The 21,000-nt window shown below is 71.4% G+C and carries 19 protein-coding genes; 13 read left to right on the top strand and 6 right to left on the bottom strand.

The features are described 5' to 3' along the window. Positions 1–42: 42 nt before the first annotated feature. On the bottom strand, positions 43–1,323 hold the full coding sequence (locus ACIBCT_RS23880; protein WP_399191980.1) for an SPFH domain-containing protein: 1,281 nt from the start codon (positions 1,321–1,323) through the stop codon (positions 43–45). Continuing rightward, on the bottom strand, positions 1,320–2,990 hold the full coding sequence (locus ACIBCT_RS23875; RefSeq protein ID WP_399191978.1) for an SPFH domain-containing protein: 1,671 nt from the start codon (positions 2,988–2,990) through the stop codon (positions 1,320–1,322). Before ACIBCT_RS23875 ends, ACIBCT_RS23880 begins: the two co-directional genes overlap by 4 nt. 327 nt (positions 2,991–3,317) lie before the next feature. On the opposite strand from ACIBCT_RS23875, the gene uvrB reads away from it, so the two are divergent. Further along, positions 3,318–5,429, top strand: a complete 2,112-nt coding sequence (uvrB, locus tag ACIBCT_RS23870; protein ID WP_399191976.1) for an excinuclease ABC subunit UvrB — start codon at positions 3,318–3,320, stop codon at positions 5,427–5,429. A gap of 213 nt (positions 5,430–5,642) precedes the next feature. Next, positions 5,643–6,209 carry a hypothetical protein gene (locus tag ACIBCT_RS23865; protein WP_399191974.1) on the top strand — a complete coding sequence of 189 codons (567 nt, stop codon included), beginning with the start codon at positions 5,643–5,645 and terminating at the stop codon, positions 6,207–6,209. Here ACIBCT_RS23865 and ACIBCT_RS23860 read toward each other — a convergent pair. From ACIBCT_RS23860 to ACIBCT_RS23845, 4 genes are all read right to left on the bottom strand, one after another. Next, positions 6,196–6,786 (bottom strand): Uma2 family endonuclease, encoded by a 591-nt coding sequence (locus ACIBCT_RS23860; protein ID WP_399191972.1) that lies wholly within the window; start codon positions 6,784–6,786, stop codon positions 6,196–6,198. The genes ACIBCT_RS23865 and ACIBCT_RS23860 overlap by 14 nt on opposite strands. 117 nt (positions 6,787–6,903) lie before the next feature. Then, complete coding sequence (locus ACIBCT_RS23855; RefSeq protein WP_344904200.1) at positions 6,904–7,518, bottom strand: hypothetical protein; 615 nt, start codon at positions 7,516–7,518, stop codon at positions 6,904–6,906. 103 nt (positions 7,519–7,621) lie between these two features. Further along, positions 7,622–8,212, bottom strand: coding sequence for a DUF4126 domain-containing protein (locus tag ACIBCT_RS23850; RefSeq protein ID WP_399191970.1), 591 nt, complete (start codon positions 8,210–8,212; stop codon positions 7,622–7,624). 78 nt (positions 8,213–8,290) lie between these two features. Continuing rightward, a complete protein-coding gene (locus ACIBCT_RS23845; RefSeq protein ID WP_399191968.1) occupies positions 8,291–9,166 on the bottom strand; it encodes an acyltransferase in 876 nt (291 codons plus the stop codon). A gap of 156 nt (positions 9,167–9,322) precedes the next feature. Between ACIBCT_RS23845 and ACIBCT_RS23840 the strand changes: the two genes are divergently transcribed. The 11 genes from ACIBCT_RS23840 (at position 9,323) to der (ending at position 20,884) form a co-directional block, all read left to right on the top strand. After that, the gene (locus ACIBCT_RS23840) at positions 9,323–10,993 is read left to right on the top strand and encodes a CTP synthase (protein ID WP_399191965.1); all 1,671 of its coding nucleotides are present in this window, start codon (positions 9,323–9,325) and stop codon (positions 10,991–10,993) included. A gap of 35 nt (positions 10,994–11,028) precedes the next feature. Further along, positions 11,029–11,667, top strand: coding sequence for an NUDIX domain-containing protein (locus ACIBCT_RS23835; protein ID WP_399192271.1), 639 nt, complete (start codon positions 11,029–11,031; stop codon positions 11,665–11,667). After that, the gene (locus tag ACIBCT_RS23830; RefSeq protein ID WP_399191964.1) at positions 11,624–12,607 is read left to right on the top strand and encodes a tyrosine recombinase; all 984 of its coding nucleotides are present in this window, start codon (positions 11,624–11,626) and stop codon (positions 12,605–12,607) included. Before ACIBCT_RS23835 ends, ACIBCT_RS23830 begins: the two co-directional genes overlap by 44 nt. A 100-nt stretch (positions 12,608–12,707) precedes the next feature. Next, on the top strand, positions 12,708–13,655 hold the full coding sequence (locus ACIBCT_RS23825) for a ParA family protein (RefSeq protein ID WP_399191962.1): 948 nt from the start codon (positions 12,708–12,710) through the stop codon (positions 13,653–13,655). A gap of 46 nt (positions 13,656–13,701) precedes the next feature. Further along, a complete protein-coding gene (locus tag ACIBCT_RS23820; protein WP_399191960.1) occupies positions 13,702–14,529 on the top strand; it encodes a segregation and condensation protein A in 828 nt (275 codons plus the stop codon). Then, positions 14,522–15,154 carry an SMC-Scp complex subunit ScpB gene (gene scpB / locus ACIBCT_RS23815; RefSeq protein ID WP_399191958.1) on the top strand — a complete coding sequence of 211 codons (633 nt, stop codon included), beginning with the start codon at positions 14,522–14,524 and terminating at the stop codon, positions 15,152–15,154. Before ACIBCT_RS23820 ends, scpB begins: the two co-directional genes overlap by 8 nt. Next, a complete protein-coding gene (locus tag ACIBCT_RS23810; protein WP_399191956.1) occupies positions 15,151–17,067 on the top strand; it encodes a pseudouridine synthase in 1,917 nt (638 codons plus the stop codon). The genes scpB and ACIBCT_RS23810 overlap by 4 nt, the downstream gene beginning before the upstream one ends. Before the next feature lie 78 nt (positions 17,068–17,145). Next, complete coding sequence (gene aroH / locus ACIBCT_RS23805; protein ID WP_344904173.1) at positions 17,146–17,505, top strand: chorismate mutase; 360 nt, start codon at positions 17,146–17,148, stop codon at positions 17,503–17,505. Positions 17,506–17,542: 37 nt separating this feature from the next. Continuing rightward, a complete protein-coding gene (locus ACIBCT_RS23800; protein WP_399191954.1) occupies positions 17,543–18,616 on the top strand; it encodes a prephenate dehydrogenase in 1,074 nt (357 codons plus the stop codon). A gap of 190 nt (positions 18,617–18,806) precedes the next feature. Continuing rightward, a complete protein-coding gene (gene cmk, locus ACIBCT_RS23795) occupies positions 18,807–19,442 on the top strand; it encodes a (d)CMP kinase (protein ID WP_399192269.1) in 636 nt (211 codons plus the stop codon). Then, positions 19,439–20,884 carry a ribosome biogenesis GTPase Der gene (der, locus tag ACIBCT_RS23790; RefSeq protein ID WP_399191952.1) on the top strand — a complete coding sequence of 482 codons (1,446 nt, stop codon included), beginning with the start codon at positions 19,439–19,441 and terminating at the stop codon, positions 20,882–20,884. Before cmk ends, der begins: the two co-directional genes overlap by 4 nt. Positions 20,885–21,000: the final 116 nt, after the last annotated feature.

The following is a 21,000-nucleotide window of genomic DNA, read 5'->3' as shown; positions in this document are numbered from 1 at the left end:
GGGAACTGCCGCCTTCTGCGGCGGGGAATCGGTGGAGGTCTGTCAGGGGGTCTGGTTCTGCGGTCCGGCCTGCCCGCCGGCGCCGTTCAGGCCGCCGACGCCGTTCGTGCCGTCGTTCAGCCGGGGCAGCAGCTGAGCGAGCAGCAGTGTGGACAACGCGGAGGTGTCGCCGGAGGTTCCTGAGGTGCGCACGACGACCGGCCGCGGGGCGCTCTCGGCGAGCCTGGCGCCCACGTCCAGGCGGCGGCGGGCCAGCTCGTACTGCAGGACGGCACGGTTGTCGCGGTAGGAGTCGGCCAGCCTGCGCAGCCCCTTGGCCTCGTTCTCGGCGGAGGTCAGCTCGGCCCGGCCCTTGGCCTCGATCTCCCAGCGCACCCGCTGCGCCTCGGTCTCGTGCTCCTCCAGCATGCGGGCGACGTCCTTGCGGGCCGTGTTGGCGGCGGCCCGCACCTCGACGATGCGCGCGTCACGGGTCTTCTTGGAGCGTTCGATCTCCATCAGCAGGGTGTCGATCCGGCGCTTGCGGGTCAGCTCCCACTCGCGCTCGAACGCCGACAGCTCCTTGGCGACCTTCTCACGGGTGGCCAGGTGCTGCTGGTACTGGTCGGGCAGCTGCACGTCGGGGATGTTGGCGCCGGTGATGCGCACCCCGTACCGGCCGAGCTGGCGGGTGAGCAGCTCCTGCATGTCGCCGACGTCGGACCCGCGCAGGTCGTACGCGCGCTCGGTGTGCACCTGGCGGCTGCGCTGGCGGATGGCGTCCTGCACGGCGCTGCTGAGCACGAGGTCGAAGTTGCCGGCCCCGATGGTCCGGACGAAGGCGACCGGGTCGACGATGCGGAACTTCAGGAAGAACTCGATCGACTTGAGCGGGACGTTCTCCGCCGTCGGGCAGGCCGCGATCGGCGCGGAGTAGGGGATCTCGGTGGAGGTGTCGACCACCGCGTCCACCCGGTCCCAGGGCAGCCACAGGTAGTGCCGTCCGGGCGGCAGGGTGCCCACGATGGCGCCCCAGCGGCTGCGCACGCCCGTGGTGCCCTCCTCGATCTCGATGATGGCCCGGCGCCAGAGCCAGACGGCCGCCGCGACCATGGTGACCACGGACGCGGCCGCGGCCAGCAGGGACAGGGCGCCGTCGGCGAACACCGCGGTGCCGGCCAGGTAGAGGGCGGCCAGCAGCAGCCCCACCCAGGCGAAGCCCCGGCGGTCCTTGGGGATCACCACCGGCACGAGCTGGCCCGACTCGCCGCCGCGCAGCAGCTGGCGGATCTCCGACCAGGAGGCCAGCGATTCCTTGATCTTGGAGAACTCTCTGCCGCTCATCGGACCTCCTCCTGTACGGCGGTCGCCGCGTCGTCGCCGGTGGTCGCGCCCGCGGCCGTGACCGGGGTCGTGGCCGGGGTCGTGGCCTGGGGTGTCGTCGAGGACGGGACGGGGACGACGACGTCGGCCGGGGCGTTGAGCAGGGCGGCGATCTCCGCCCCGCGCTCCTCGACGCGCCCGCCGATCTCGCCCGTACGGGCCCTGATCGCGGCCATGTCCGCCTCGGAGAACAGCTGTGCCTCGTGGCCGCCGACGAGCTGCCCGGCCAGGGCGAGCAGGTCGACGTCGGCGGTGTCGCCGACCTGGACCAGGCGGGGCAGGTACGGGGCGACGGACTCGAGCTTGTCGAGCAGGTCCTGCTGGAAGCGGTACCCGAGGATCTCGGGGGCCTGGGCGGCGCTCAGCGCGCGGATGTCCAGCGCCTGGGCCTCCAGCAGCGCAGCGTTGGCCTTGGCGGTGGACTCGGCCTCCACCAGCCGCTGACCGCCCTGGGCCTTGGCCTGGTGGGAGGCGCGCTCCAGCGCGGTGTCGATCCTGGCCTGGTGCCCGGCGATCTCGGCGTGGATGGCCGAGAGCTGCTCCTGCAGCCCGGCGAGCTCCTTGATCAGGTCACCCTCGTTCTGCTCCTTGCGCAGCTGGAGCTCGTACTCGTAGGTGTACGCCTCCTTGGCGACCCTGATCATCTCCGGGGCGGCCAGGTCCATCCGGTATTCCTGGCTGGTCGGCTCGGCGTGCGTGATGTTGACGTCGGTGAGCCGTACCGCGGGCAGGAACTGCTGGTTGAGGTTGTCCAGCATGCCCATGGTGCTCTCGCCGACCAGGTCGTAGATCTCCTCGGCGCGCTGGGCGTAGATCAGCGAGCGGGTGACCTCGCTGATGGCGTTCTGCAGCTTGGCCTGGAAGCCGCCGACCGAGCCGAGCACGAAGATGAACTCGGCCGGGTCCTCGATGCGGAACTGCAGGAACAGGTCGACGCTGGCCTTGACGCCCTGCTGGGTCGGGGCCTCGCTGATGGGCGCGTTGAAGGGGTACTCGCGGGTGGTGTTGACGATGTAGCTGACCCGCTTCCACGGGTTGAACAGCGTCACCCGGCCCGGATCGGCGATCTGCACGAGCTTGCCGAACTTGGTGATCAGGGCCTTGCAGCCCTCGGGCACCATGACCACGCTGCGCCGCCACCACAGGAACGCCGCGGCCATCACCAGGACGACCCAGTAGTGCGGGCCGAACAGCACCCGGGCGCCCTCCGGCAGCCCGGTGGCCACCAGGCCGACCACGCCGAGACCGGCCAGCACGACCAGCGGGACGATCACCCTGGCGGTGGTGCTCTTGGGGATGACCACCGGGGAGATGACGTGGACCGGCTCGCCGTTCGGGCCCTGGCCGCTGAAGCTGCGGTTGACGATCTCGCCGGCCTCGTTCAGCGGTGCGCTGCGGGCCTCGATGACCGTTCCCACGGACGCGCCCTGGTCGCGGGCCGCGGTGAAGTCGGAGGGGGTGAGCGCGAAGCCCATGGCCGCCCCGGGCCCGCCCTGTCCGCCGCCCTGACCCTGGCCGGTGAACTGGCCCTGGACCTGGCCGGCGAACTGCTGGGCGGCCTGGCCGACCACCTGGCGCATGTCGCCGCCCTGGCCTATCGTTTGGGCCGCGGTCCTGGCGTACTGCATGGCTTCCCTTGGCCGGGACATCACACCTCCGGATTATTCATAACTAGAAAGGCCCATATATCACGCTTTGTGATCGTGCGCACTCCGGACAGTAAAGGGGAACCCGCTTGCGAACCGCTTGCCGGACGATTGACGCGGCCGCGCGGGGATCGTCCGGGGTCCACGCGACCGTCCGGGGAAGGGACGCGTCCGCGCGGGGATCCTACGGGCCCGACACGGCCGTCCGGGGAAGGGACGCGGTCGCCGGGATGAAGGGCGGGGGGCCGTCCGGGCCGGGCGGGGCCGTCCGGGGGAGAACTGTCGGTCGCGCCGCCTACAGTGAGACAGGTGAGGCCGGTAACAGATTTGCAGCGCAAGGTGGCCCCCTTCGAGGTCGTCACCGACATGATCCCTTCGGGTGACCAGCCCGCCGCGATCGCCGAGCTCGAACGGCGCGTCAAGGGCGGTGACAGGGACAACGTCCTGCTGGGCGCCACGGGCACGGGCAAGACCGCCACGGTCGCCTGGCTGATCGAGCGCCTCCAGCGGCCGACCCTGGTCATCCAGCCGAACAAGACGCTCGCCGCCCAGTTCGCCAACGAGCTGCGCGAGATGATGCCCAACAACGCCGTCGAGTACTTCGTCTCCTACTACGACTACTACCAGCCCGAGGCGTACGTCCCGCAGAGCGACACCTACATCGAGAAGGACTCCTCGATCAACGAGGAGGTCGAGCGGCTCCGCCACTCGGCGACCAACTCGCTCCTGACCCGGCGCGACACCATCGTGGTGGCCTCGGTGTCGTGCATCTACGGCCTGGGCACCCCCCAGGAGTACGTCGACCGCATGACCAGGCTCAAGGTCGGCCAGGAGATCGAGCGCGACGTCCTGCTGCGCCGTCTCGTCGACATGCAGTACACCCGCAACGACATGGCCTTCACCCGGGGCACCTTCCGGGTGCGCGGCGACACCGTCGAGATCATCCCCAAGTACGAAGAGCTCGCCGTGCGGATCGAGATGTTCGGCGACGAGATCGAGAAGCTCTCGACCATGCACCCGCTGACCGGCGAGGTGATCACCGAGGACGACGAGCTCTACATCTTCCCGGCCTCGCACTACGTCGCGGGCCCCGAGCGGATGGAGCGCGCCATCCGCAGCATCGAGGCCGAGCTGGCCGAGAGCCTGGAGACGATGGAGCGCCAGGGCAAGCTCCTGGAGGCCCAGCGGCTGCGCATGCGCACCACCTACGACCTGGAGATGATGCGCCAGATCGGCAGCTGCTCCGGCATCGAGAACTACTCGCGCCACATGGACGGCCGGGCCCCGGGCAGCGCGCCCAACACCCTGCTCGACTACTTCCCCGAGGACTTCCTCCTCGTCCTGGACGAGTCCCACCAGACCGTCCCGCAGATCGGCGCGATGTACGAGGGCGACGCCTCCCGCAAGCGCACCCTGGTCGACCACGGCTTCCGCCTGCCGTCGGCGATGGACAACCGCCCGCTGAAGTGGGAGGAGTTCCTGGAGCGGATCGGCCAGACGGTCTACCTGTCGGCCACCCCCGGCACCTACGAGCTCGGCCGCTCCAAGGGCGACGTGGTCGAGCAGGTCATCCGGCCGACCGGCCTGATCGACCCCGAGGTGATCGTCAAGCCGACCAAGTCGCAGATCGACGACCTGATCCACGAGATCCGCGTCCGCACCGAGCGGGACGAGCGGGTCCTGGTCACCACGCTGACCAAGAAGATGTCCGAGGACCTCACCGACTACCTGCTGGAGCTCGGCATCCGGGTCCGCTACCTGCACAGCGAGGTCGACACCCTGCGCCGCATCGAGCTCCTGCGCGAGCTGCGGATGGGCGAGTTCGACGTGCTGGTCGGCATCAACCTGCTCCGCGAGGGCCTGGACCTGCCCGAGGTGTCGCTGGTGGCCATCCTCGACGCCGACAAGGAGGGTTTCCTGCGCTCGGAGACCTCCCTGATCCAGACCATCGGCCGCGCGGCCCGGAACGTCTCCGGCCAGGTGCACATGTACGCCGACCGGATCACCCCCTCCATGGAGCGGGCGATCGACGAGACCAACCGCCGCCGGGCCAAGCAGATCGCCTACAACGAGGCCAACGGCATCGACCCGCAGCCGCTCCGCAAGAAGATCGCCGACATCCTCGACTCGCTCAACCGCGAGGACGCCGACACCGAGCAGCTTCTCGGCGGCAGCGGCCGCCAGCAGTCGCGCGGCAAGGCCCCGGTGCCCGGCTTCGCGCTCAAGCAGGCGGGCCAGCACGCCAAGGCGATCGCCGGTGAGATGCCCAGGGCACAGCTGGAGGCGCTGATGGAGTCGCTCACCGCGCAGATGCACCAGGCCGCCACCGACCTCCAGTTCGAGGTCGCCGCCCGGCTCCGCGACGAGATCAAGGAGCTCAAGCGGGAGGTACGCGACATGCGCGAGGCCGGCGTCTCCTGACCGGCCACTCCGGCCACTCCGGCCACTCCGGCCACCCCGGCCGCCGACCACGCGATCCCGGGCCCTCACGGGAGGGTCCGGGGCCATCGGGCGCGGGACACGCGGGGGAGTGGGACCCGGCCGGTGGCGACCGGCTCGCCCCTGCCGTAAAACGGCTCGCTCCGGCCGTAAAACGGCTCGCCGCTCTCCGGGGGCCGCGGATACGGTCGGGGGATGCGACGGTGCGCCGGATGCGGCTGCTGGGAGTACGGCGGGGCGCCCGGCTGTGACAGGTGCGCGGCACTGGTCGACCGGATCGTGGAGGACGGCTGGCGGGAGTTCCTGCGGGAACGCTTCGGCCCGGACGGGCCGTCCCCCGAGGACGAGCCGGTCATCGCCGAGATGATCGCGGACGAGCCCGACCGGCACGGCTGGCGGGTCGTCGACGCCGCTCTCGACCGGATCGTCTGCCGTGAATGCCGGGGCCCGCTGAGCAGGGGGCCCCGGGGCTGCCCGCCGTGCGACCTCGCCGACGGCTTCCGCTACTCGGCCGTCGAGATCGACCGTCCCCGCGTACCGCCCGGCAACGAGCACGCGATCAGGGTCGGCGTCTCGGTGGTCCGCGCCGGGCACCGGCAGTCGCCGCGGGCCCTGCTCAGCTGGAGACTCTGCCTGCCCGCCCTGCTGGACGGCTTCCTGCCCAGCACCCCCCAGGCCCAGGCGCTGCGCGCCCGGATCAACGCCGGAGCCACCTACGCCGACCTCGCCGACCTCGCCGACCTCGCGATCATGGGCCGATGAACGTGCTCAGGTCCAGGTCGATGTCGACCGGGAAACCGATGTCCGTCGTCAGCCGATCGCGATGGATGCCCGTGGGGACGTACGCCCTGACGGCGGGCTCCAGCTCGAAGGTGTAGACGACCGGCTTGTCGTTCTCCTGCTCCACGCGCCACAGATGCCTGATCCCGGCGCCGGAGTACTTGCTGGGCTTGGTGGTGCGGTCTCGCTCCAGCGACTCGGGAGAGACCACCTCGACCACCAGGTGCACGTCCTCGGGTCTGAACGAGGTCGTCCTCAGGTTCGTCAGCGCGGACCTCGACACCACCATGATGTCGGGCTCGGGCCGCTGCCGGATCCCCAGGGTCACGGTCATCTCCCGGACGACGGCAAGGTGATCCGGCGGTCGTATACCGCGTTGGCGATCGATCATCAGATTGATGACGAACATGTGGAAAGCGGTCTGGGGAGACATCATGATGAGCGACCCGTCGATCAGTTCGAGATGCCGGGGCGCGTCCGCAGGGAGGTCGTCGAGCATGTCGGCGGTCCACCCGCCGGCCGGTCCCGGGTAGAACCACTCGGGGAAAACGGCTGTCATCAGAGAACCTCCTTCGTCGGCACCCTGGAACATTATCCGACGGAGTCATGATGTCACTCTCCGTGCCCGGCGCGCGGGCCGTTCGGGCTTCGTGCGGCCGGGGAGCGGAGCTGAGGGTCAGCGGGCGTCGTCCGGGCGGGAGCGGTTGATCATCGTGCGGTTGTAGAGCTCGTCGATCTCGTCCAGCGGGTCGGGCGCGCGGCGACGGGCCTCGATCTCCAGATCGGTACGGCCCTGGATCTGGTCGATGTTCCCGGCCGCGTGCTCCATCTGGTCGTTGCGCAGGTCGGCCCTGATCCGGGCGCAGGACGTGGTCAGCTTGGAGTGGTGTTCGCGCAGCCTGCTCAGGGCCGTGTGGTCGACGTAGGGCGACACCCGGCGTTCCTGGGCGTAGTGGGCGAGCTGGGCGTCCAGCTGGTCGGCGTGCACCGAGATCTCGGCCACCAGGTGGGGCAGGTCGCCCAGCCCCCAGCCGCCGCGCAGCGCGTGCTCCACGGCCTGGCGGGTCAGCGACACCTCGCGCCGCAGGTCGAGCCGCATCCGCTCGGTCTCGGCGGCGTCGCCGGTGCCCATCGCCGCCATGTGCGAGGTGACCCGTTCGGTCACCTTCCTGGCCTTCTTGCTGGCCTTCTTGCCGACCTGGACCAGCAGGTAGATCCCGACGCCTCCCAGGAGAAGCAGGAACAGCAGGATCACCAGCAGGACGATGAGGAAATCGCCGATCGGAGCCACCTCCCGACAGGGGTTGGACGCGGTGTTTCGAGCATAGCCCGCGCCGGTGCCCCCGCGAGGGCGCCGGACGCGGCGGAACCGGCAGGCGCCGGGCGGAGCGCCGTCATCTCAGGCTCGGCTGGGCGGCGCGCCGCCGTCGTATCCGCCGGGTCGCCAGCCAGGCCAGCACCGCGAGCACCGCCACCACCACGACGACCAGGACCGGGAGGAAGATCGCCACCAGGCTGATGCCCAGGGATCCGGCGTCCTCCACCGTGCTGACCACGGGCGCTCCCACCCCGGCCGTGGTGGCGTTCACCACCGGCCTGGTGGCCGCCTTCATGGTGTGCACGGCCAGCGCGATCCCGATGCCCAGGACCCAGCTGAGCCAGGGGTTGTGGCTCATCCAGGTCGAGCCGTCCAGCCGGGCCGCCGCCTCGGTGGCGCTGAAGACCACGCCGCCGGAGGCCGGGCGGACGACGGTCTGGATCATGTCGTTGACGCTGTCGACCACCGGGACCTTGTCGAGCACGAACTCCGCCAGGAGCAGCACCCCGATGATCCCGAGCACCCAGCCGTTGGTGAGCCAGGAAAACTCCTGCGGCAGCCGTACATGGTCGGTGAAGTTGGCGAGCAGGCCGACCACCAGCAGCGGGATGTAGGCGTTGAGCCCGGCCGCGGTGGAGAGTCCGAGGCCTGTCAGTGCCGCGAGCATCGCACCTCCGTAGTGTTCTCTGCGGGGTTCAACGGTCACCGCCCGCCGAACGATCCCGATCGGCCGCCTCGGTGGATATCACTCCGGTATCGGCGGGCGCCCCCGTGCCGCCCGCGCTCCCGCGCCCTCGGCCGCGTTCACGAGGTCCGCCCTGATGCCCGCGTCAAGGTCCGCTCCGGCGTCCGCCCCGACGCCCACGTCGAGGTCCGCCCCGATGCCCGCGCCCGTGCCGACGACCGCCGCGATGTCCGCACCCGCGATGTCCGCACCCGCGATGTCCGCGCCCGCGGCGATGCCCGTCCCGGCGTCGGTGCCGTCGGGGTGGGGCGGCAGCCAGCCCCGGCCGGGCACGTAGTGGCGCACCACCCTGGCCGGGATGCCGGCGATCACGCTGTGGTCGGGGAACTCCCCGCGCACCACGGCCCCGCCCGCCACCACGCACTGCCTGCCGATCCTGGTACCGGGCAGGATGATCGCGCCGGTGCCCAGCCACGAGCCCGCCCCGATGGAGACCGGGTTGTTGCGCGGCCACTGCCGGCCGATCGGCGCCTCGGGGTCGTCGTAGACGTGGTTCTGGTCGGTGACGTAGACGTACGGGCCGGTGAAGACGTCGTCGCCGATGTCGATCGACTGGTGGCCCACGATGTGGCTGCCCCGGCCGATGGAACAGCTCCGGCCGATCCGCACGATCGAGTCCGGGCCCAGGTCGACCCCCGGTCCCATGCCCGCGGAGATGGAGACCCGCTCGCCGATCAGGGAGTGCTCGCCGATCTCGATCCAGGCCTCGCCGAAGATCGCCCCGACCGGGAACGACAGGCACGCGCCCTCGCCCAGCCGGCGGAAGCGGTAACCGCCGGGACTGGCCGGAGTGACCGTGCCGGCCTCGCGGGCGGCGGCCCAGAGCCGGTGAACGAGGCTGCCGGCGGCACGCCGCACCACACCACGAAGTGACATGACGGAACAAGTTACCGCTCGGTCGGGGACCCTCGGCATGCGGGTCGAGATCGTCCGGGCCGTCCGCCTGCGCCGTTTGATATTCTGAGAGCCCGTGGACCTGTAGGCCATTCATAAGGGTGCGCCGACTGATCTGTAACGACCACGGGAGCCTTCTTGCGCAGCGCCGCACACACCAAACACCTGTTCGTCACCGGCGGCGTCGCCTCCAGCCTGGGAAAGGGACTGACGGCCTCCAGCCTCGGACGCCTTCTCAAGCTGCGCGGCCTGCGGGTCACCATGCAGAAGCTCGACCCCTACCTCAACGTCGACCCCGGCACCATGAACCCGTTCCAGCACGGTGAGGTGTTCGTCACCGACGACGGGGCCGAGACCGACCTGGACGTCGGCCACTACGAGCGGTTCCTCGACACCGAGCTGCACGGCTCGGCCAACGTGACCACCGGCCAGGTCTACTCCAACGTCATCGCCAAGGAGCGGCGCGGCGAGTATCTCGGTGACACCGTGCAGGTCATCCCGCACATCACCAACGAGATCAAGGACCGCATCCGGTCCATGGCCGGGCCCGAGGTGGACGTGGTGATCACCGAGGTCGGCGGTACCGTGGGCGACATCGAGTCGCTGCCCTTCCTGGAGGCCGTCCGCCAGGTCCGTCACGAGGTCGGCCGCGACAACGTGTTCTTCCTGCACGTCTCCCTGCTGCCGTACATCGGCCCGAGCGGCGAGCTGAAGACCAAGCCGACCCAGCACTCGGTGGCCGCGCTGCGCAGCATCGGCATCCAGCCCGACGCGATCGTCCTGCGGTCCGACCGCCCGGTCACGAACGCGATCAAGCGCAAGATCAGCCTCATGTGCGACGTGGACGAGGACGCGGTCGTCTCCGCCATCGACGCCGCCAGCATCTACGACATCCCCAAGGTGCTGCACTCCGAGGGGCTGGACGCCTACGTGGTGCGCCGCCTGGGCCTGCCCTTCAGGGACGTGGACTGGAAGGAGTGGGAGCAGCTGCTGCGCCGGGTGCACCGCCCGGCCAACGAGGTCACGATCGCGCTCGTCGGCAAGTACATCGACCTGCCCGACGCCTACCTGTCGGTCACCGAGGCGCTGCGCGCGGGCGGTTTCGCCAACGACGCCCGCGTCAACATCCGCTGGGTCAAGAGCGACGACTGCGAGACCCCCGAGGGTGCCGCCCGCGAGCTGGACGGCGTCGACGGCGTGCTGATCCCCGGCGGCTTCGGCGTGCGCGGCATCGAGGGCAAGGTCGGCGCGATCCGGCACGCCAGGGAGAACAAGGTCCCGCTGCTGGGCATCTGCCTGGGCATGCAGTGCATGGTCATCGACGCCGCCCGCCACCTGGCCGGCATCGAGGACGCCGGCAGCACCGAGTTCGACGCCGAGACCACCCACCCGGTCATCTCCACCATGGCCGACCAGCAGGACGTCGTCTCCGGCGAGCGCGACATGGGCGGCACCATGCGGCTCGGCCTGTACCCGGCCAGGCTCGCCGAGGAGTCGCTGGCCCGCAGGCTGTACGGGATGGCCAAGGTGGACGAGCGCCACCGCCACCGCTACGAGGTCAACAACTCCTACCGCGAGCAGCTGGAGAAGGTCGGCATGGTCTTCTCCGGGCTCTCGCCCGACGGCCGCCTGGTGGAGTACGCCGAGCTGCCCGGTGACGTCCACCCCTTCTTCATCGGCACCCAGGCGCACCCGGAGTTCCGCTCCCGCCCCACCCGCGCCCACCCGCTGTTCAAGGGCCTGATCTCCGCCTCCCTGACGTACGCCGACATCCGAGGCACCGCCGCGAAGGCCGGGCGGGGCAAGTGAGCGGCACCGCGGAGGGCACCGGCTCCGCCGGCCGGATCGAGTTCGTCGGGGGACCGGAGGACCTGGAGGTCCGGGACGTGCCCGAGGAGTGGAAGGTCGACTCCAGCACCGAGCGCTTCCGCGCCCGGGTGATCACCGGCGTCACCGACGCCGTGGTGATGCCGGACGGCGAGATCGCCGACCGTGACTACGTGGTCCATCCCGGCTCGGTGGCGGTCGTCGCGCTGGACGAGCAGGGCCGGATCCTGCTGCTGCGCCAGTACCGCCATCCCGTACGGCGGCTGCTGTGGGAGCTGCCCGCGGGGCTGCGCGACGTGGACGGCGAGCCCCTGCACGTCGGGGCGGCCCGCGAGCTCGCCGAGGAGACCGGCTACCGGGCGGGGACCTGGCACGTCCTGGTCGACGCCTTCACCTCGCCGGGCATGGCGAACGAGCGCACCCGGATCTTCCTGGCCAGGGATCTGGCCCTCCTGCCCGAGGGGGAACTCGATTTCGTCCGGCGGCACGAGGAGGCCGACATGCCGCTGGCCTGGATTCCCCTGTCCGACGCGGTTCGGCGTGCCATGGCGGGAATGATCCACAATTCCCAAGCCGTGGCCGGTATTCTCGCCGCATACGCCGCTTCGGCGGATGGATTCGCCTCGCTGCGGCCCGCCGACGCACCGGAGGCATGATCAGGAGGACACCCTGAGCGAGACGGAGGCCGTCCTGTCCAGCTACCTCGCTCACCTGGCGGTGGAGCGGGGCCTGGCCGCCAACACCCTGGCCTCCTACCGCCGTGACCTCCTGCGTTACCTGGAACATCTGAAGAGCCGCGGTCACGTCACCTTCGGCGGGGTCGCCGAGGGCGACGTCTCCGCGTTCGTGGCGGCGCTCAGGGAGGGCGACGAGGCGCACCAGGCCCTCGTCGCCGCCTCGGCGGCGCGGGCCGTCTCCGCCGTGCGGGGCCTGCACCGTTTCGCGCTGACCCAGGGCATCTGCCGGCACGACCCCGCCCACCAGGTACGCCCGCCCCGCCAGCTGCGGCGGCTGCCCAAGGCGATCAGCGCCCGCGACGTGGAACGGCTGATCGCCGCCTGCGGTTCCGACGGCGCCCCCCTGACGCTGCGCAACCGGGCCCTGCTGGGGCTGCTGTACGGCACCGGCGCGCGCATCTCCGAGGCCGTGGGGCTCTGCGTGGACGACGTCGACCTGGAGGCCGGGGCCTGGCGGGTGCGACTGCGCGGCAAGGGCGGGCGCGCCCGGCTGGTGCCGCTGGGCGGCTTCGCCGGGGAGGCCCTGCGCGCCTACCTCACCCGTGCCCGCCCCCGTATCGTCTCCCAGGGGCGCGGCGGCCCGGGGCTGTTCCTCAACGCCCGGGGCGGCCGGCTGACCCGTCAGGGGGCCTGGGAGGTCCTCCGGGGCGCCGCGGAACGCGGCGGGCTGGACGGCGTGTCGCCACATATGTTGCGACATTCGTTCGCAACCCACCTCCTCGACGGGGGTGCGGACGTTAGGCTGGTTCAGGAACTACTCGGCCATGCCTCGGTGACCACCACCCAGGTGTACACCCAGGTGACGGTCGACAAGCTCCGAGGGGTCTGTGCCGCTGCTCATCCGCGCACGCGGGATTGACCTTGCTTATGTCCGGGCGTGCCGCCTTGCCGCATACGTGTTGACGCCATAGTGTCCGTCCGGACGGTTCCGGTTAGAGGCCGTCAGGGAGGTTCGACTGGTGACTGTGACCACCGACGGTTCTATCCGGGGGGCTACTCCGGCAAACCCCGAGAATCCCTGGGGCGACACCAAGACCGCCGGGACCCCTCGCAGCGGGGGAGTCCTCGGCCCGACCGGGCGCCCCCGGCCGGTCTTCCCCGACCCGCCCCCTCGTACGGTGCACGGGCCGGCGAGGGTCGTCGCCATGGTCAACCAGAAGGGCGGGGTCGGCAAGACGACCACCACCATCAACCTGGGAGCCGCGCTGGCGGAGGCCGGGCTGAAGGTGCTGCTCGTCGACTTCGACCCGCAGGGCGCCCTGTCGGTCGGCCTGGGCATCAACCCCCTCCAGCTCGACCTGACGGTCTACAACCTCCTGATGGAGCGGCAGATCACCGCCAGGGACGTGCTGCTGGAGACCGGCGTCGAGAACATGGACCTGCTGCCCAGCAACATCGACCTGTCGGCCGCCGAGGTCCAGCTCGTCACCGAGGTCGCCCGCGAGCAGGTGCTCGGCCGGGTCATCAAGCCCCTGCTGCCCGAGTACGACGTGTGCCTGATCGACTGCCAGCCGTCCCTGGGCCTGCTCACGATCAACGCGCTGGCCTGCGCGCACGGCGTCATGGTGCCGCTGGAGTGCGAGTTCTTCGCGCTGCGCGGCGTGGCGCTGCTGATGGACACGATCATCAAGGTCCAGGAGCGCATCAACGACGAGCTGGTCATCGAGGGCCTGCTGGCCACCATGTACGACGCGCGCACCCTGCACGGCCGCGAGGTGCTGGCCCGGGTCGTGGAGGCGTTCGACGACAAGGTCTACCACACGGTGATCAACCGGACCGTGCGCTTCCCGGACGCGACCGTGGCCGGTGAGCCCATCACCAGCTTCGACTCGTCCTCGCTCGGCGCCAGCGCCTACCGGGAGCTCGCCAGGGAGGTCCTCGCCAGGTGGGCCGCGCTGGAGCAGTGATCCCCTCCTGCGGGTAGGGGACGGCCGGGTACGGGACACTGGGGGGATGACCGAGCAGCCGCGAGCCGTGGATGACGCCTTCACGGTGCATCTGGAGGTCTTCGAGGGCCCGTTCGACCTACTGCTCGGTCTGATCTCCAAGCACAAGCTGGACATCACCGAGGTCTCGCTCAGCCAGGTCACCGACGAGTTCATCTCCTACATCCGGGCCAGGGGCCCGGAGTGGGACCTGGACCAGACGAGCCACTTCCTGCTCGTCGCGGCCACCCTGCTCGACCTCAAGGCCGCCCGGCTGCTGCCGTCCGGGGAGGTCGACGACGAGGAGGACCTGGCCCTGCTGGAGGCCCGGGACCTGCTCTTCGCCCGCCTGCTGCAGTACCGGGCCTACAAGGAGGTCGTGAAGGTCTTCTCCGCCCGGATGGCCGAGGCGGCGCTGCGTTTCCCCCGTACGGTGCCGATGGAGGCGCGGTTCGCGAGCCTGCTGCCCGCGCTGGTGCTGGGCATCGGCCCCGACCGGCTGGCGGAGATCGCCCGGCGGGCCTTCGCGCCCAGGACGCCGCCGTCGGTCTCGGTGGCCCACATCTACCAACCGCTCGCCAATGTCCGCGAGCAGGCGGCTATCCTGGTCGAGCGGCTGCGCCGGGTACGGCGGGCGACCTTCCGGGCCCTCACCTCCGACTGCACCGGCACCTTCGAGGTCGTGGCGCGTTTCCTGGCCGTCCTGGAGCTCTACCGGGAGGCGGCCGTCTCCTTCGAGCAGGTGGAGCCTCTCGGGGACCTGCACGTGACCTGGACCGGCAGTGACGACGGCGACGTCGCCGTGGCCGACGACTACGACGAGACCACCGCGAGGAGAGAGCCCGCCGATGAGTGACGTGGCGCCCGAGCCGGGCCCGGCCCCGATCGCGGGCTTCGTCCCGGACACGATCGCGGGCTTCGTCCCGGACGCGGCCTCGGAGCCGGGGCTGCGCGCCGGGCTGGAGGCGATCCTGCTGGTGGTGGACGAACCCGTCGCCGAGGTCACCCTGGCCCAGGTCCTGGACCGGCCCGTCGCCGAGATCGCCCGGGTGATCCGGGAGCTCTCGGCGGAATACACGAGGGCCGGACGGGGTTTCGACCTCAGAGAGGTCGCGGGCGGCTGGCGGTTCTACACGCGGGCCGAGTGCGCTCCTCTCGTCGAGCGGTTCGTCCGCGACGGCCAGCAGACGCGCCTGACCCAGGCCGCGCTGGAGACCCTGGCCGTGGTCGCCTACCGGCAGCCGGTGAGCCGGGCCCGGGTGGCGGCCATCCGCGGTGTCAACAGCGATGGCGTCATGCGCACGCTGGTGACCAGGGGGCTGGTCGAGGAGGCCGGCACCGAACCGGAGAGCCAAGCCGTGCTCTACCGGACGAGTTCGTATTTTCTCGAGCGGATGGGCCTGCGGGAGCTCGGTGAGCTTCCCGAACTGGCGCCCTTCCTGCCCGACGACATGGAATCCCTAGAGGAGCAGAAGCAGTGAACAACAGGCGCAGCACCCCGTCCGGTGATGGACGCGGTCAAGGCCGTGGCGGAGCCCCGCGCGGCGGTTCCCGCGGAGGGTCGCAGTCCGGTGGATTCCGGGGTGGATCATCCCGGGGCGGATCGTCCTCGGGCGGTTCCCGGGGCGGGTCCTCGGGAGGTTCCCGCGGTGGTTCGTCCGGTGGTTCGTCGGGCGGTTTCCGCTCGGACGCTCCGCGCCGTGACGACCGCGGTGGCTTCCGCGCGGAGCGCGACGGCTCGCGGAGCCGGTTCGGCGGTTCCTCCGGTGGTCAGGGTGGCGGTTTCCGCTCCGACGGGCCGCGCCGCGACGACCGGGGCGGACCCTCCGGCAGGCCGCAGGGCGGTTCACAGGGTGGTTTCCGCTCCGACGGGCCGCGCCGCGACGACCGCGACGGATCCTCGTACGGCAGGCCGCAGGGCGGCTCCCAGGGCGGTTTCCGCTCGGACGGGCCGCGCCGCGACGACCACGGTTTCCGTTCCGACGGTCCGCGCCGCGACGACCGGGGCTTCCGTTCGGACGGCCCGCGCCGCGACGATCGCGGTGGTTTCCGTGCCGAGCGCGACGGTTCGCGCAGCCGCTTCGACGGTTCCCCGGGTGGTTCGCAGGGCGGTTTCCGCTCGGACGGCCCGCGCCGTGAGGACCGCGGCGGCTTCCGCAGCGACGGTCCGCGTCGTGACGACCGTGGTGGTTCCTCTTTCGACAGGCCCCGTGAGGACCGAGGCGGCTTCCGTTCCGACGGTCCGCGTCGTGAGGACCGAGGCGGCTTCCGCGCCGACGGCCCGCGCCGTGAGGACCGGGGCGGCTTCCGCGCCGAGCGGGACGGCTCCCGCGGAAGGCCCGGCTCCGACCGCCGCGGTGACGCGCCCTCCGGAGGCTCCCGTGGCCGTTTCGGCAGGACCGACCGCCGCGACGGCATCCAGACGATCGGCGGCGACCGTGCCGAGGCGTACGGCGAGCGCCGTACCTCCGACCGGAACCCGGCGGGTCGTTCCTCCACCGGCCGTTCCTCCACCGGCCGTGGCACCACCGGGCGGGCTCCCGCGGCCAAGGCGCCGCTGCGGCCCGGCACGATCGCGAACGACCGGTTCAAGACCGCCCGCCAGCCCAAGCGCGACCCCGACTTCTACGACCGCGACTACGTCGACGAGCGCGACACCACCGAGGTCCCGGACGGCATCCGGCTGCAGAAGGTCCTCGCCCAGGCGGGCGTGGCCAGCCGCCGGGCCTGCGAGGACATGATCGGTGAGGGCCGGGTGACGGTCGACGGCCAGACGGTGCGCCGCTTCGGCGCCCGGGTCGACCCGGCCAGGCAGGTCATCCACGTCGACGGCAAGCGCCTGCCGACCATGCCCGACCTCGTCTACCTCGCGATCAACAAGCCGATCGGCGTGGTCAGCACCATGTCCGACCCGGACGGGCGGCCCTCGCTGGCCGACTTCGTGGCGGACCGCACCGAGCGCCTGTTCCACGTGGGCCGTCTCGACACCGAGACCGAGGGCCTGATCCTGCTCACCAACGACGGCGAGCTGGCCAACCGCCTCACCCACCCGAGCTACGGCGTGCAGAAGAAGTACTGGGCCAAGGTGCCCGGCCGGATCGAGCGCGACCTCGGCCGCCGCCTGAAGAAGGGCATCGAGCTGGAGGACGGCCTGGCCAAGGCCGACTCCTTCACCCTGGTCCAGGAGCACGGCCAGCAGGCCCTGGTCGAGATCGTGCTGCACGAGGGCCGCAAGCACATCGTCCGCCGGATGCTGGAGGAGGTCGGTCACCCCGTGATCGACCTGGCCCGCATCGAGTTCGGCCCGGTCAAGCTGGGCCGCCTCAAGCCGGGCACGGTCCGCGCGCTGACCCTCACCGAGGTCGGGGAGCTCTACGCGGCCGTCGGGCTGTAACCTTCCTGATACGCGAGTCAGAACACGCCGGATCACCCCTCGGGGTGGTCCGGCGTGGGTCGATATGGAGGAACGGCGATGGTGCGGGCGATCCGCGGTGCGATCCAGGTCGAGGCCAACGACCGGGACGAGATCCTGTCCGGGGTCACCGAACTTGTCACCGAGGTGATGGGCCGGAACAGGCTCACCACCGACGACGTGATCAGCGTCATCTTCACGGCCACGACCGACCTCACCGCCGAGTTCCCCGCCCTCGCCGCCCGCAAGCTCGGCTTCCACGACGTCCCGCTGATCTGCGCCTCCGAGATCGACGTCCCGGGCTCGCTGCCCCGCGTGGTGCGGCTGATGGCCCACGTCGACGTCGACCGCCCCCGCCACGAGATCCAGCACGTCTACCTGCGCGGGGCCGTCGCCCTGCGCGTGGACATCGCCCAGTGACCTCCTCGTACGTCGTCACCACCCCCGAGGAGCGCGCGTGAGCGGTCTCGAGAGCGTCCTGATCGTCGGTACCGGGCTGATCGGCACCTCGATCGCCCTGGCGCTGCGCGAGCACGGCGTCACCGTCCACCTGGCCGACCGCGACGCCGCGTCCCTGCGGCTGGCACGGGAGCTCGGCGCGGGCGTGGAGTGGGACGAGGGGACGCGGGTGGACGTCGCGGTCATCGCGATCCCGCCGCACGCGGTCGCGGAGCGGCTCGCCGTCCTCCAGAAGGCCGGGGCGGCCCGGTTCTACACCGACGTGGCCAGCGTCAAGGTGCTGCCGCTCGGCCGGGCGGCCGAGCTGGGATGCGACCTGACGACCTACGTGGCCGGGCATCCGCTCGCCGGCCGCGAACGCTCCGGGCCCGCCGCGGCGCGGGCCGATCTGTTCCTCGGGCGCCCCTGGGCGCTCTGCCCGACCGAGGAGGCCTCGGCCGACGCGGTGGAGATCATGCACGGGCTCGTCAAGCTCTGCGGCGGCGAGGCCGTCAGGATCGGCGCCGAGGAGCACGACCGGGCCGTCGCGGTGGTCTCGCACGCCCCCCACGTGGCCGCCTCCGCGGTGGCCGCCCGCCTCGCGGACGCCCCGGCCGCCGCGCTCGGCCTGGCCGGGCCGGGGGTACGGGACGTGACCCGGATCGCGGCGAGCGACCCGGCCCTGTGGACCGGGATCCTGTCGGGCAACGCGCTGCCGGTGGCCGAGGTGCTGGAGGCGGTGGCGGCCGACCTGGCGGCCGCGGCGGCCTCGCTCCGGTCGGCCGCCGACCCCGCCGCCATGGCGTCCGTCACCGAGCTGCTGCACCGCGGCGTCGCGGGCACCGGTCGCATCCCCGGCAAGCACGGAGGCCCCCCGCGGGCCTACTCCACCGTCCAGGTGATCATCGGTGACCGTCCCGGTGAGCTGGCCAGGCTCTTCAAGGTGGCCGAGGCGGTGGGCGTCAACATCGAGGACGTGCGGCTGGAGCACGCCCCCGGCCTGCCGCTGGGAGCGGCCGAGCTCTGGGTGCAGCCCCAGGCGGTGCCCACGCTGAGCGAGGCCCTCCGCGAGCACGGCTGGCACCTGCCCTGAGGGCCGCTCGGGCCCTCCGGCGAGGGGGCTCGGGTTTCCCCGGGGGCGGCTTTGCGAGGGCCGGCCACCACCGTCCCCGGACGGGGGGCGGGCGCTCGATGCGCGGTTCCTTCCCGGCTCCCGGTAGCCTCGTACGGACAACTGAAGCGGGCTGCAAGGGAGAGGCGTCGTGACCGGACTGGTCGTCGCCATGGACGGTCCTTCGGGATCGGGCAAGTCGAGCGCGTCACGAGGGGTGGCGCGGGCCCTTGGGCTGCGTTATCTCGATACCGGTGCGATGTACCGGGCGATCACCTGGTGGATGCTCCAGCGGGGCGTCGACCTCGCCGACCCCGGCGCGATCGCCGCGCGGGCGCTCGACCCGGTCCTCACGCTGGGCACCGACCCGGACGCCCCCGCGGTGGCCGTCGACGGAGCCGACGCCGCCGGGCCGATCCGTACCGCGGAGGTCACCGCGGCCGTCTCGGCGGTCAGCGCGGTGCCGGAGGTACGGCGCCGCCTGGTGGCCCAGCAGCGTGAGATCATCGGCACGGGCGGGATCGTCGTCGAGGGCCGTGACATCGGCACGGTCGTGGCGCCCGACGCCGCGGTCAAGATCTACCTGACCGCGAGCGCGGACGCCAGGGCGCTGCGCCGTACGGCGGAGCTGAACGACACCACGGTGGAGGCGCAGCGGACCGCGATGGCCCGCCGCGACACCCTCGACTCGACCCGCGCGACGGCCCCGCTGGCCAAGGCGGACGACGCCGTCGAGCTCGACACCACGGCGCTGAACCTCGAAGAGGTCATCGCCGAAATACTGCGTGTGATTAAGGAAAAGGCGTGACCGGGGAATACGACGACGACAACGGCTGGATCGACGCGGAGCTCGCCGATCCGGGGACCGACGACAGCTCGACGAACGACGGGGGCGACCGGGACGAGGCGTACGACAACGCCCCGCAGCCCGTCGTGGCCGTGGTGGGCCGGCCCAACGTGGGCAAGTCCACCCTGGTCAACCGGATCATCGGCCGCCGCGAGGCGGTCGTGGAGGACGTGCCGGGGGTGACCCGCGACCGTGTCACCTACGACGCCACCTGGCGGGGACGCCGGTTCACGGTGGTCGACACCGGCGGCTGGGACCCGGACGCCACCGGCATGGCGCTGAAGATCGCCGAGCAGGCGCAGGTGGCGGCCGAGCTGGCCGACGTGATCCTGTTCGTGGTGGACGCCGTCGTGGGCGTGACCGACGCGGACGAGATCGTCGGCCACGTGCTGCGCGGGTCCGGCAAGCCGGTCATCCTCGCCGCCAACAAGGTCGACAACCAGCAGATGGAGCTGGAGGCCGCCGGGCTGTGGTCCCTGGGCCTGGGCGAGCCGCAGCCGGTCTCGGCGCTGCACGGCCGTTCCAGCGGTGACCTGCTGGACGTGATCCTGGAGAAGCTGCCCGAGACGCCGGAGCAGCGCTTCGGTGCCGAACGCGGCCCGCGCAGGGTCGCCCTGGTCGGCAAGCCGAACGTGGGCAAGTCCTCGCTGCTGAACAAGCTGGCGGGCTCCGAGCGGGTGCTGGTCGACCCCATGGCGGGCACCACCCGCGACCCGGTCGACGAGCTGATCGAGCTCGGCGGCAAGACCTGGCGGTTCATCGACACCGCCGGCATCCGGCGGCGCGACCGCGAGCTCAAGGGCGCCGACTTCTACGCGAGCATGCGCACCCGGGGGGCCCTGGAGCGCTCGGAGATCGCGGTGGTGCTCATCGACGCCAGCGAGGTGCTGACCGAGCAGGACCTGCGGATCATCTCGCTGGTGATCGAGTCCGGCCGGTGCATGGTGGTGGCGTTCAACAAGTGGGACCTGCTGGACGAGGACCGCCGCTACTACCTGGAGAAGGAGATCGACCGCCAGCTCGTCCGCGTACCGTGGGCGTTGCGGGTCAACATCTCCGCCAAGAACGGCTGGCACGTCGACCGGCTCGTCCCGGCGATCGAGAAGGCGCTGGACTCCTGGTCGACCCGGGTGCCCACGGCCCGCCTGAACGCCTTCCTGACCGACCTGGTGGCGGCCACCCCGCCACCGGTCCGCAGCGGCAAGCAGCCCAAGATCCTCTTCGCCACCCAGGCGTCGACGGAGCCGCCGAAGTTCGTGCTGTTCACCTCGGGCTTCCTGGAGGAGACCTACCGCCGCTTCATCGAGCGCCGGATCCGCGAGGAGTTCGGCTTCGCCGGCTCGCCCATCGAGGTGACGATGAAGATCCGCGAGAAGCGCCAGCCGCAGGGCAAGCGGAAGTAGTCCCCTCCGGGGGGCGATCCCGCGAACGAACGAACGACCCGGCCCCTGCCGGGTCGTTCGTTCGTCTCCGGGTGATCCGCGAGTGCCGGTCGCCCGCCCTCCGGTCGTCCGCAGGT

This window comes from Streptosporangium sp. NPDC050855 (genome assembly GCF_044456585.1).
Taxonomy (GTDB): domain Bacteria; phylum Actinomycetota; class Actinomycetes; order Streptosporangiales; family Streptosporangiaceae; genus Streptosporangium; species Streptosporangium longisporum.
Note: the sequence above shows the minus strand (reverse complement) of the source record. Positions and strands in the feature narration are given on the sequence as shown.